Genomic DNA, 11,578 nt, shown 5'->3' on the forward strand with positions numbered 1-11,578 from the left:
CGTGTTCCCAGCTTATCAGAGGTTTTCCGCTCCGTTTTCCGGAGTTTCATTTGATCCGATTCGCTTTCGCCTTTCGGCGCTCCCGAACTCTATCAGAGTTTCTCGACCCGTTTTCCCCGCCCCGATTCGAACGAATTCGAATCCGGAGCGAAGCCGCACGGCCGTGGGGCAACCCGGAGAACATTACGCACCGGGCTGCCCCAGGTCAAATCAGGTCGTGGCTCAGACCTCGACGACGACCGGGAGGATCATCGGGCGGCGGCGGTAGTTGTCCGCGACCCACTTGCCGACGGTCCGGCGGACCAGCTGCTGGATCTGGCGGACCTCCAGGACGCCCTCGCCGGCGGAGCGGGTCAGGGCCTCCTCCAGCTTGGAGGCGATCGAGGTGAACGCGTTGTCCTCGATGCCGGAGCCGCGGGCCTGGATGGTCGGGCCGCTGACGATCTTGCCGTTGGTGGAGTCGACCACCACGAAGACCGAGATGAAGCCCTCCTCGCCGAGGATGCGGCGGTCCTTGAGCGAGGCTTCGGTGATGTCGCCGACCGAGGAGCCGTCCACGTAGACGTAGCCGGCCCGGACCTTGCCGACGATCCGGGCGACGCCCTTCTCCAGGTCGACGCAGACGCCGTCCTCGGCGATGACCACGCGGTTGCGCGGGATGCCGGTGGCGATGCCCAGGTCGGCGGCGGCGCGCAGGTGGCGCCATTCGCCGTGGACGGGCATCAGGTTCTTGGGCTTGCAGATGTTGAAGAAGTACAGGAGCTCGCCGGCCGAGGCGTGGCCGGAGACGTGCACCTTGGCGTTGCCCTTGTGGACGACCTTGGCGCCCCAGCGGGTGAGGCCGTTGATGACGCGGTAGACGGCGTTCTCGTTGCCGGGGATCAGCGAGGAGGCGAGGACGACGGTGTCGCCCTCGACGATGCGGATCTGGTGGTCGCGGTTGGCCATCCGGGAGAGTGCGGCCATCGGCTCGCCCTGGGAGCCGGTGCAGATCAGCACCACCTCCTTGTCGGGGAGGTCGTCGAGTGTCTTGACGTCGACGAGCAGGTTGCCGGGGACCTTCAGGTAGCCGAGCTCGCGGGCGATGCCCATGTTGCGGACCATCGAGCGGCCGACGAAGGCGACCTTGCGCTTGTACTCGTGCGCGGCGTCCAGCACCTGCTGGATGCGGTGCACGTGGCTGGCGAAGGAGGCGACGATGATGCGCTTGTCCGCGTTGGCGAAGACGTTGCGCAGGGCCGCGGAGATGTCGCGCTCGTGCGGGATGAAGCCGGGGACCTCGGCGTTGGTGGAGTCCACCAGCAGCAGGTCCATGCCCTCCTCGGCCAGCTTGGCGAAGGCCGGGAGGTCGGTCAGCCGGCCGTCCAGCGGGAGCTGGTCCATCTTGAAGTCGCCGGTGGCGACCACCATGCCCGCGGGGGTGCGGACGGCGACGGCGAGGGCGTCCGGGATGGAGTGGTTGACCGCGATGAACTGGCAGTCGAAGGGGCCGATCCGCTCGCGGTCGCCCTCCACGACCTCCAGGACGTAGGGGTGGATGCGGTGTTCGGCGAGCTTGGCCTCGATCAGGGCGAGGGTGAGCTTCGAGCCGATCAGCGGGATGTCCGGGTTCTCCCGGAGCAGGTAGGGCACGGCGCCGATGTGGTCCTCGTGGCCGTGGGTCAGGATGATGCCGTCGACCTTGTCGAGGCGGTCCCGGATGTAGCTGAAGTCGGGGAGGATCAGGTCGACGCCGGGCTGCTCGTCCTCGGGGAAGAGGACGCCGCAGTCGACGATCAGGATGCGGTCGCCGTACTCCAGCACGGTCATGTTGCGGCCGATCTCGCCGAGACCGCCGAGCGGGGTGATGCGGAGGGCGCCTTCCTTGAGGGCGGGCGGCGCGCCGAGTTCGGGGTGCGGGTGGCTCAAAAGACTCTCCTCACGACGCACGCCACATGCCCGGGGGGTTCCTCCCCCGGTGGCATATGGCGTGCGTCCATCGTGGTTACCTGACTGCCGAGTGCCGCGCGCCTTCGGTCCCGGTCCAGCGGCGGACCCGGGTGGGTCCGGCGAGCCGGGGGCGCGCACGTCTGTTGTTGGTTACAGGTGTACCCCGCCGGCGGCGAGATCCTCCTTCAACCGGGCGGTCTCCGCGTCCGTGGCGGGGACCAGGGGCAGCCGGAGCGGGCCGGCCGGGTGTCCCTGCAGGTTCAACGCCGCCTTGGCGAGGATCACTCCCTGGGTGCGGAACATTCCGCTGAAGACCGGGAGCAGGGACTGGTGGACGGCGAGCGCCTTGGCGGTGTCGCCGGCCGTGAACGCCTCGATCATGGCACGCATCTCGGCGGCGACGACGTGGCCGACCACGCTGACCACGCCGACGGCTCCGACCGAGAGCAGCGGCAGGGTCAGGTTGTCGTCGCCGGAGTACCAGGCGAGGTCGGCGCGGGCGACGGCCCAGGAGGCCGCGGCGACGTCGCCCTTGGCGTCCTTGTTGGCGACGATCCGGGGGTGCTCGCCGAGCCGAACCAGGGTGTCGAGGTCGAGCGGGACGCCGGAGCGGCCGGGGATGTCGTACAGCATGACCGGCAGGTCGGTGGCGTCGGCGACGGCGACGGTGTGCCGGTACAGGCCCTCCTGCGGGGGCTTGCTGTAGTACGGGGTGACGGCGAGCAGGCCGTGCGCGCCGGCCTCCAGGGCCTGGCGGGCGAGCTCCACGCTGTGCCGGGTGTCGTTGGTGCCGACGCCGGTGATGACGTGGGCGCGGTCCCCGACCGCCTCGACCACGGCCCGCACCAGGCGGGACTTCTCCGCGTCGGTCGTGGTGGGCGACTCGCCGGTGGTGCCGTTGAGGACCAGGCCGTCGTTCCCGGAGTCCACCAGGTGGGCGGCGAGGCGCTGGGCGCCGTCGAGGTCGAGGTCCCCTTCGGGGGTGAACGGGGTGACCATCGCGGTCAGGACCCGGCCGAAGGGCGTCTGCGGTGTGGAGGTCGGAGCCATGGGTCCAAAGCTACTCGTAGGGCGGTGGTCGGTAGCCACGCAGGTCCAGGGTTCGGACAGTGCGGGGCGGTGGTCGGGGCGGTGGTCGGGGCGGCGGGACCCGGGCCGGACATGGGATTCCGGTGCTGCGCGCTCGGGGGTTCACGCAGCACCGGAATCCGTGTCCTGAGCGTATGGAGCGGCCGAGAAAGCCGCAATCCAGACATGCCGGACAGTCCGCCCATCTGCCCGTCGGCGCAGGTCAGCGGGCGGGGGGCCGCCGCCGGCCGCAGGCCGCACGGGTGAGGGCGGCCGGGCCGGTGCGCCGACGGCCCGTCAGACCTTGCGCCAGCCCGGCACCCAGGCGCCGTCCTCGACGGTGTAGTCGCCGAACAGCGACGGGGCCTCCTTGACCATCAGCTCGCCGATCTTGCCGAACAGCAGCCGGATCTCCTCCTCGGCGCCCGGCGCGGTGCGGTTCTCGATCACGTGCCGCAGGGTGCGGACGTTGGCCGTCCAGACCAGGCCGGTGGCCAGGCCCTCGGGGGCGAAGCGGCGCATGAAGGAGGTCTTCTCCTTCTTCTCGTGGAAGGGGACGCCCTCCTCGTCCAGCCCGAAGTGGTCGGCCATCCAGTGCTGGAACTCCTCGATCTGCTGCATCAGGCCGGTGGCCCGGTCCATCAGCTCCTGGTCCTTCTGCGCCCACTCGGGGAACCAGAACGGGATGTCGTCGAGGCGGACGAAGCGCAGCGACTCCTGGGAGACCGCGACGCCGGCCCGGTGGCGGACCAGTTCGTGGGTGACCACCCGGCTGACGTTGTGCAGGACGAAGGTGAAGGAGACGTGCTCCAGCACCGAGCCGTGCGCGCTGGCCAGGATGTTCTTGAGGTAGACGTCCTGGTCGGTGCGGACCTTGGTGACGTTCGGGTTGAGGCCCGGCTTCCACGAGCGGTAGCAGATCCGGCCGGCGAACTCGGCCAGGTTCTGGGCGTCGTCCAGGTCGCCGCGGTCGACCCGCTCCAGCCAGCTCTCGCCGCCGACGTCCTGGAGGTAGGCGGCGACCTCGTCGTAGTCGAGTTCGGGGCGGGCGATGAGGTGGACCTGGGGTTCGACTGCGCGCATGGGAGAACGTCCTGAGGGGTCTGGGGTGGCGTCCGGGTCAGTCTACGGCGGCGGGCGAGGCGTCCCGGTCGTACAGCTTGATGGCGTGCTGCATCGCCTTGCGGGCGCGCGGCACGTCGCCCGCGTCCGCGTAGGCGACGGCGAGGCGGAAGAAGTTGCGCCAGTCCGCCGGGTCGGCCTCGGCCTCGGCCTTGCGGCGGGTGAACACCGCGTCGGCGGAGGCCCGGTCGATCCGGCCGCCGCCGGTGCGCCGGAGTTCGTCGACCGGCAGGCCGCCCTCGGCCTCCAGCGCGCGGGCGAGCCGCTCGCTGGCCCGGCCGAAGCGGACGGTCTGGGCGAGGAACCAGATGCCGATCACCGGGATGACGAAGGCGCAGAGGCCGATGCCGATGCCCAGCGGCTTTCCGGTGGCGACCAGTTGGACGCCCTCGCCGATGCAGACCAGGCTGACCAGCAGCAGGACGCCGGAGAGGACGAAGAAGCCGGTGCGGGAGGTCATGTCACAGGTCCAGGAAGTGTTCCAGGCCGAAGGTGAGGCCCGGGTGGTCGGCGATCTTCCGGGCACCGAGCAGGATGCCGGGCATGAAGCTGCTGTGGTGCGTCGAGTCGTGCCGGACGGTCAGGGTCTCGCCCTCGCCGCCGAGCATCACCTGCTGGTGGGCCAGCAGGCCGCGCAGCCGCACCGCGTGCACCGGGACGCCGTCCACGTCGGCGCCGCGGGCGCCGGGCAGGCCGTGGGTGGTGGGGTCGTGCTGCGGGGGCAGGCCGGCCTCGGCGCGGGCGGCGGCGATCAGCTGAGCGGTGCGGGTGGCGGTGCCGGAGGGGGCGTCGGCCTTGTGGTCGTGGTGCAGTTCGAGCACCTCGACGGAGTCGAAGTACCGGGCGGCGGTCTGCGCGAACTTCATCCCGAGGATCGCGCCGATGGAGAAGTTGGGGGCGATCAGCAGGCCGACGGCCGGGTTCGCGGCGAGCCAGCCCTCGACCTCGGCGAGCCTGGCGTCGTTCCAGCCGGTGGTGCCGGTGACCACGTGGATGCCGTGGTGCAGGCAGTAGTCGAGGTTGCCCATCACCGCGTCGGGGTGGGTGAGTTCGACGGCGACGTCGGCCCGGGCCCCGGTGAGTTCGGTCAGGTCGGAGCCGCGGCCCAGCGCGGCCACCAGCTCCATGTCCTCGGCGGCCTCGACGGCCTTGACGGCCTCGGAGCCGATCCGGCCCCCGGCGCCGATCACGGCGACGCGCAGCGTCATGTCAGTCATCCTCTCAGGCCGGTCGGTCAGACCAGCAGGTCGGCGAGCTTGGCCGCCCGCCGGTCGTTGATCGGGCCGATCAGGGCGAGCGAGGGGCGGTGCGCCCCCAGCACATCACGGGCGGCGGCGTGCACGTCGTCCAGGGTCACCGCGGCGATCTTCGCCAGCATCTCGTCCACCGACAGGTGGTGGCCGTAGGAGAGTTCGGCCTTGCCGATCCGGTTCATCAGCGAGCCGGTGTCCTCCATGCCGAGCACGGTGGAGCCGGAGATCTGGCCGACGGCGCGGCGCAGCTCCTCCTCGGTGATGCCCTCGTCGACCACCCGGGCGAGTTCGGCGCGGCAGATCCTCAGCACCTCCTCGACCCGCTTGGGCTGGCAGCCGGCGTAGATGCCGAACAGGCCGGTGTCGGCGTACGAGGAGGAGTAGGAGTAGACGGAGTAGGCCAGGCCGCGCTTCTCCCGGACCTCCTGGAACAGCCGGGAGCTCATGCCGCCGCCGAGGGCCGCGTTGAGCACGCCGATCGCCCAGCGGCGCTCGTCGTGGCGCGGCACGCCGGGGACGCCGAGGACCAGGTGGGCCTGCTCGGTGGGGCGGTTGAGGACGGCGGCCCGGCCCGCGGTGCGGACGGCCTTGATGCCGCGGCGGACCTCGGCGGGGTGGCCCTTGGACTTGGCCAGGACGGGCGCGAAGGCCCGCTCGACCAGCTTGACCACCTCGGCGTGGTCGAGGTGGCCGGCCGCGGCGACCACCAGGTTCTCCGGCTTGTAGCGGCGCCGGTAGAAGCCGGCGATCTGGTCGCGGGTGAGTCCGGTGACGGTGTCCTGGGTGCCCAGGATGGGGCGGCCGAGCGGGGACTCGCCGAAGATCACCTTGGCGAACAGGTCGTGCACCACGTCGCCCGGGTCGTCCTCGGCCATCGCCATCTCCTCGAGGATGACGCCGCGCTCGGACTCCACGTCCTCGGGGCGGATCAGCGAGCCGGTCAGCATGTCGCAGACCACGTCGATGGCGAGCGGCAGGTCGGTGTCCAGGACCCGCGCGTAGTAGCAGGTGTTCTCCTTGGCGGTGAAGGCGTTCATCTCGCCGCCGACCGCGTCGAGCGCGGCGGAGATCTCCAGCGCGTCGCGCCGGGCGGTGCCCTTGAAGAGCAGGTGTTCGAGGTAGTGGGTGGCGCCGTTGAGGACCGGGGTCTCGTCGCGGGAGCCGACGCCGACCCAGATGCCGAAGGTGGCGCTGCGCACCGTCGGGAGGGTCTCGGTGACGACCCGCAGGCCGCCGGGGAGCACCGTACGGCGGACGGTGCCCGCGCCGTCGGTGCCCTTGAGCAGGGTCCGGGTGGTTCCGGGGCGCTGCTTCGCCGCCGAGGCCTGGGCCACGGGTGTTCCTTCCAACTGCTGCTGCACGAACAGGACTTCACGAACAGGGTGCGGCCCGCACGCGCCGGTGGGGGCGTGCGGGCCGCGGGGTGCTACCGGGAGGTCACTCGGAGGCGGCGGCCTCGCCGCCCTCCTCGCCCTCGATGACCGGGATCAGCGAGAGCTTGCCGCGCGGGTCGATCTCGGCGATCTCGACCTGCACCTTGGCACCGACGGCGAGCACGTCCTCGACGTTCTCGACGCGCTTGCCGCCGGCCAGCTTGCGGATCTGCGAGATGTGCAGCAGGCCGTCCTTGCCCGGCATGAGCGAGACGAAGGCGCCGAAGGTGGTGGTCTTCACCACGGTGCCCAGGTAGCGCTCGCCGACCTCCGGCATGGTCGGGTTGGCGATCTGGTTGATCGTCGAGCGGGCCGCCTCCGCCGAGGGGCCGTCGACCGCACCGATGTAGATGGTGCCGTCGTCCTCGATGGTGATGTCCGCGCCGGTGTCCTCCTGGATCTGGTTGATCATCTTGCCCTTGGGGCCGATGACCTCGCCGATCTTGTCCACCGGGATCTTGATGGTGATGATCCGCGGCGCGTTCGGGGACATCTCGTCGGGCGCGTCGATGGCCTCGTTCATGACGTCGAGGATGTGCAGGCGGGCGTCCTTGGCCTGCTTCAGCGCGGCGGCCAGCACGGAGGCCGGGATGCCGTCGAGCTTGGTGTCGAGCTGGAGGGCGGTGATGAAGTTGCGGGTGCCGGCGACCTTGAAGTCCATGTCGCCGTACGCGTCCTCGGCGCCGAGGATGTCGGTGAGGGTCACGTAGTGGGTCTCGCCCTCGATCTCCTGGGAGATCAGGCCCATCGCGATGCCGGCGACCGGGGCCTTGAGCGGCACACCGGCGTTCAGCAGCGACATGGTGGAGGCGCAGACCGAGCCCATCGAGGTGGAGCCGTTGGAGCCCAGCGCCTCGGAGACCTGGCGGATCGCGTAGGGGAACTCCTCGCGGGACGGCAGGACCGGGAGGATCGCGCGCTCGGCGAGGGCGCCGTGGCCGATCTCGCGGCGCTTGGGCGAGCCCACCCGGCCGGTCTCGCCGACCGAGTACGGCGGGAAGTTGTAGTTGTGCATGTAGCGGCGACGGGTCTCCGGGGAGAGCGTGTCGAGCTGCTGCTCCATGCGCAGCATGTTCAGCGTGGTGACGCCCAGGATCTGGGTCTCGCCGCGCTCGAACAGGGCCGAGCCGTGCACCCGCGGGATGGCCTCGACCTCGGCGGCCAGGGTGCGGATGTCGGTGACGCCGCGGCCGTCGATGCGGACCTTGTCCTTGATGACGCGCTCGCGGACGATCTTCTTGGTCAGCGCGTTGTAGGCGGCGCCGATCTCCTTCTCGCGGCCCTCGAACTCCGGGAGCAGCTTGTCGGCGGCGACGCCCTTGATCCGGTCCAGCTCGTTCTGGCGCTCCTGCTTGCCGGCGATGGTGAGCGCCTTGGCGAGCTCGTCCTTGACGGCGGAGGTCAGCGCGGCCAGCACGTCGTCCTGGTACTCCAGGAAGCGCGGGAACTCTCCGGTCGGCTTGGCGGCCTGCTTGGCGAGCTGGGACTGCGCGGCGCACAGCACCTTGATGAACGGCTTGGCGGCCTCCAGGCCGGCGGCGACGACCTCCTCGGTGGGGGCCTCGGCACCGCCCTCGACCAGCTTGATGGTCTTGTCGGTGGCCTCGGCCTCGACCATCATGATCGCGACGTCGCCGTCGGGCAGGGCGCGGCCGGCGACGACCATGTCGAAGACGGCCGACTCCAGCTCGGAATGGGTCGGGAAGGCCACCCACTGGCCGTTGATCAGCGCGACGCGGACGCCGCCGATCGGGCCGGAGAACGGCAGGCCGGCCAGCTGGGTGGAGGCGGAGGCCGCGTTGATGGCCACCACGTCGTACAGGTGGTCGGGGTTGAGCGCCATGACCGTCACGACGACCTGGATCTCGTTGCGCAGGCCCTTGGCGAAGGACGGGCGCAGCGGGCGGTCGATCAGGCGGCAGGTGAGGATCGCGTCCTCGGAGGGGCGGCCCTCGCGACGGAAGAACGAGCCGGGGATGCGCCCGGCGGCGTACATCCGCTCCTCGACGTCGACCGTCAGCGGGAAGAAGTCGAAGTGCTCCTTGGGCTGCTTCGAGGCGCTGGTGGCCGACAGCACCATGGTGTCGTCGTCCAGGTAGGCCACGGCGGAGCCGGCGGCCTGGCGGGCCAGGCGGCCGGTCTCGAAGCGGATGGTGCGGGTACCGAAGCTGCCGTTGTCGATGACGGCTTCGGCGTAGAAAACGTTCTCTTCCACCTGGAAGATCTCCTCTTTCGTACGTCTCCCCAGGAGCGCCCCTGCGCTTGCCTGCCGCGGCCCGGGCAACTGGGCCGGTCTTCGATCGAAGCCACCGGGTCGGACCCTCTCGCGGGGTTCCCGGCGGCCACTACCGAGGACCGGCGCCTCTCGGCGTGCGGCGGTCGGCGTGTGGACGCTCCTGCGGGGTGCGGGCGGCTTCCGTTTGAAGCCTTGTTCCGGCCCGCAAGGGCGGGCATGCCCTTTACCTTACAAATTCACACCCTACCGAGCGCGGCTTTACGCGGACGGGTTCGTCGCGGGGCGTGGTCGCGGGGTGGCGCGGAATGCGCCGAGGGGCGGCTCCCCCGGAGAGGGGAGCCGCCCCTGCGAGCGGTGTCAGCGGGCGCCGCCGGCGGCACCGCGGCGGATGCCGAGGCGGTCCACCAGGGTACGGAAGCGCTCGATGTCCTTCTTGGCCAGGTACTGCAGCAGGCGGCGACGCTGGCCGACCAGGATCAGCAGGCCGCGGCGCGAGTGGTGGTCGTGCTTGTGGAACTTGAGGTGCTCGGTCAGGTCCGAGATCCGGCGGGAGAGCATGGCCACCTGGACCTCGGGGGAGCCGGTGTCGCCCTCCTTCTGGCCGAACTCGGCGATGATCTGCTTCTTGACGTCAGCGGCGAGGGCCACGGGCATCTCCTTCGGTGTGTCCGAGCGGTCCTGGTAGGAAGCACAGGACCTGACAAGACCCGGTCCACTCAACCCTAGCAGTCCGGCTCAGCTGGTCGCGCCGCGCACCACGTTGTAGACGTCGAGCACGGCGAGGGCGAGCGGGACGAGCGAGAGCAGCATCAGGCTGTCGACCATGTCCAGGATGCGGCCCCAGAACGGGGACACCCCCGAGCGCGGGACGATCAGCGCGATGGCGGTCATCACCGCCGCGCCCGCCGCGATGGACGCGGCCAGCCAGACGGTGCGCAGGTCGGTGCCGCCGGTGGAGCCGGTGGTCAGCTGGGTGAGCAGCAGGTGCACCGGGGTGTGCAGGGCGAGGCCGAGGATCAGCAGGGAGAGCGCGGCCAGGCCGGAGACGGTGAGCGCGAAGACCTGCGCGGTGTAGCGGAACAGCCGGGCCCGCAGCATGGTGGAGACGCCGATGGCCAGGGCCAGCAGCTCGGCCCAGGTGCGGTCGCTGAAGCCGAGCACGGTGCAGGCGCCGACGATGGTGGCGGAGGCGCCGCCGACCAGGCCGACCAGCACCTCGTGGCCGCGGCGGGCCTGGGCGGCGATCCGCTCGTACTGGACGGTCTCGGCGCTGTTGGCCTCCTCGCCGTACGCGGTGCCGCGGGTGCGGGTCTGGCCGGGGGCGCTGAAGCCGACGGGCAGGCGGGCGAAGCGGGCGGAGAGCGCGGGCAGGAAGCCGATCACGGCGACCGCGGCGACGCCGGTGACGGCGGCGATGTCGGTGACCGCGGTGCCGGACATCAGGACCGCGGCGAAGGTGGACAGGGTGCCGGCGGTGGCCAGGAAGGCGGCGGCGACGAACACCGAGTCCTTCTCCGGGAGCAGGCCGACCAGCAGGACGGAGACCACCAGCACGGTGACGCAGCCGACCAGGAACTGGAGCCGGCCGGGGCCGTCGCCGGCGCCGGGGACGTCGATGACGCCGGAGCCGGCCAGCATGGCGTGCGGCAGCGCGCCGAGGCCGAGGGCCAGCGCGGCGGTGTGGTCGGCGTAGACCCGGGCGCGCACGCCGGCGAAGGTCACCAGGGCGATCGCGGTGACGCCGGACAGGATGCCGGGCAGGCCGAACATGTTGTGCCGCAGGTCGGAGAACCAGAGCGCGAAGGCCAGCAGCGCCAGCAGCACGGTGCCCGCGATCAGGCCGAAGGCCCGCATCAGGTCGGGGCTCCAGAACCGGCGGTCGGCCTCGACCGCGGAGGCGATGGCGTCCGCGACGTCGTCGTAGACGGCCGGCGGCAGTGATTCGGCGAACGGCCGCAGGCTCAGCAGGTCGCCGTCGCGGACCTGCTGGGCCGCGAGCGGCAGTCCGCTGTCCAGCACGGTGCCGTCCCGCCGGACCAGGTGGAAGCCGGTCGGCGTTCCGTCCACCTGGGTCTGTCCGGAGAGCCTGAGCACTTCCGGATAGATGTCCGCGAGCGGGACGTCCTCCGGCAGGGCGACGTCGATCCGGCTGTCGGGCGCCACTACGGTGACCCGGCAGAAACCGGTCGTTGCGTTGTTGCTCACCGGCCCTCTCCCCCTCGTTGGCTGTGTCGGCAAGGCTGCTGACCACTCGTCGCAACGGTTCCGGAACTGTCACGGTCCGAACGAGAGTTGGCGCGGCGACACCTTACCCTCCGCGGGAAGGGCGGTGTGCGCCGGGTGCGGCGCGGTTCCGCGCCGGTCGGGCCGGGCGGCGCGGCTGACGGGCGGTCAGGGCCGTGCGGGAGCCGGTGCGACCCCGTGGACGAACCGCTTGGCGTGCGCAGTAGGATCGGCCCCTGCGCACGGCGTACGGGGGCGGCGGTCGAAGACGCGGCAGCCCCGCGCGCCTGCGGTTCGGCGGAGCGGGGGCGGCG

The 11,578-nt window shown here is 71.2% G+C and carries 9 protein-coding genes; all 9 read right to left on the minus strand.

Features of this window, described 5'->3' with window-relative positions:
• Positions 1 to 222 precede the first annotated feature (222 nt).
• The 9 genes from K353_RS29395 to eccD all read right to left on the minus strand — a co-directional run bounded on the left by K353_RS29395 (position 223) and on the right by eccD (position 11,246).
• Positions 223 to 1,908, minus strand: a complete 1,686-nt coding sequence (locus K353_RS29395) for a ribonuclease J (RefSeq protein WP_111556550.1) — start codon at positions 1,906 to 1,908, stop codon at positions 223 to 225.
• 171 nt (positions 1,909 to 2,079) lie between these two features.
• On the minus strand, positions 2,080 to 2,979 hold the full coding sequence (dapA, locus tag K353_RS29400) for a 4-hydroxy-tetrahydrodipicolinate synthase (protein WP_111556551.1): 900 nt from the start codon (positions 2,977 to 2,979) through the stop codon (positions 2,080 to 2,082).
• Between the two features lie 315 nt (positions 2,980 to 3,294).
• Positions 3,295 to 4,080, minus strand: coding sequence for an FAD-dependent thymidylate synthase (gene thyX, locus K353_RS29405; protein WP_111556552.1), 786 nt, complete (start codon positions 4,078 to 4,080; stop codon positions 3,295 to 3,297).
• A 37-nt stretch (positions 4,081 to 4,117) separates the two neighbouring features.
• On the minus strand, positions 4,118 to 4,579 hold the full coding sequence (locus K353_RS29410) for a hypothetical protein (protein ID WP_111556553.1): 462 nt from the start codon (positions 4,577 to 4,579) through the stop codon (positions 4,118 to 4,120).
• Position 4,580: 1 nt separating this feature from the next.
• Entirely contained in the window at positions 4,581 to 5,327 is a 747-nt protein-coding gene (gene dapB, locus K353_RS29415) for a 4-hydroxy-tetrahydrodipicolinate reductase (protein ID WP_370447679.1), read from the minus strand.
• Positions 5,328 to 5,353: 26 nt separating this feature from the next.
• Positions 5,354 to 6,706: a pitrilysin family protein gene (locus K353_RS29420; protein WP_233533908.1), complete on the minus strand. Its 1,353-nt coding sequence runs from the start codon at positions 6,704 to 6,706 to the stop codon at positions 5,354 to 5,356.
• Positions 6,707 to 6,809: 103 nt separating this feature from the next.
• Positions 6,810 to 9,020 carry a polyribonucleotide nucleotidyltransferase gene (locus K353_RS29425; protein ID WP_111556556.1) on the minus strand — a complete coding sequence of 737 codons (2,211 nt, stop codon included), beginning with the start codon at positions 9,018 to 9,020 and terminating at the stop codon, positions 6,810 to 6,812.
• A 378-nt stretch (positions 9,021 to 9,398) separates the two neighbouring features.
• The gene (rpsO, locus tag K353_RS29430; protein WP_030462697.1) at positions 9,399 to 9,689 is read right to left on the minus strand and encodes a 30S ribosomal protein S15; all 291 of its coding nucleotides are present in this window, start codon (positions 9,687 to 9,689) and stop codon (positions 9,399 to 9,401) included.
• An 87-nt stretch (positions 9,690 to 9,776) separates the two neighbouring features.
• Complete coding sequence (gene eccD / locus K353_RS29435; RefSeq protein ID WP_111556557.1) at positions 9,777 to 11,246, minus strand: type VII secretion integral membrane protein EccD; 1,470 nt, start codon at positions 11,244 to 11,246, stop codon at positions 9,777 to 9,779.
• Positions 11,247 to 11,578 lie beyond the last annotated feature (332 nt).

The sequence above is a fragment of the Kitasatospora sp. SolWspMP-SS2h genome (genome assembly GCF_003259315.1).
In the GTDB taxonomy this organism is placed as follows: domain Bacteria; phylum Actinomycetota; class Actinomycetes; order Streptomycetales; family Streptomycetaceae; genus Kitasatospora; species Kitasatospora fiedleri.

What these genes read in the sequence shown, in the direction of transcription:
- thyX (WP_111556552.1), bottom strand. Translation starts at nt 4,080, where the DNA reads ATGCGCGCAGTCGAACCCCAGGTCCACCTCATCGCCCGCCCCGAACTC.
- K353_RS29410 (WP_111556553.1), bottom strand. Translation starts at nt 4,579, where the DNA reads ATGACCTCCCGCACCGGCTTCTTCGTCCTCTCCGGCGTCCTGCTGCTG.
- dapB (WP_370447679.1), bottom strand. Translation starts at nt 5,327, where the DNA reads ATGACGCTGCGCGTCGCCGTGATCGGCGCCGGGGGCCGGATCGGCTCC.
- dapA (WP_111556551.1), bottom strand. Translation starts at nt 2,979, where the DNA reads ATGGCTCCGACCTCCACACCGCAGACGCCCTTCGGCCGGGTCCTGACC.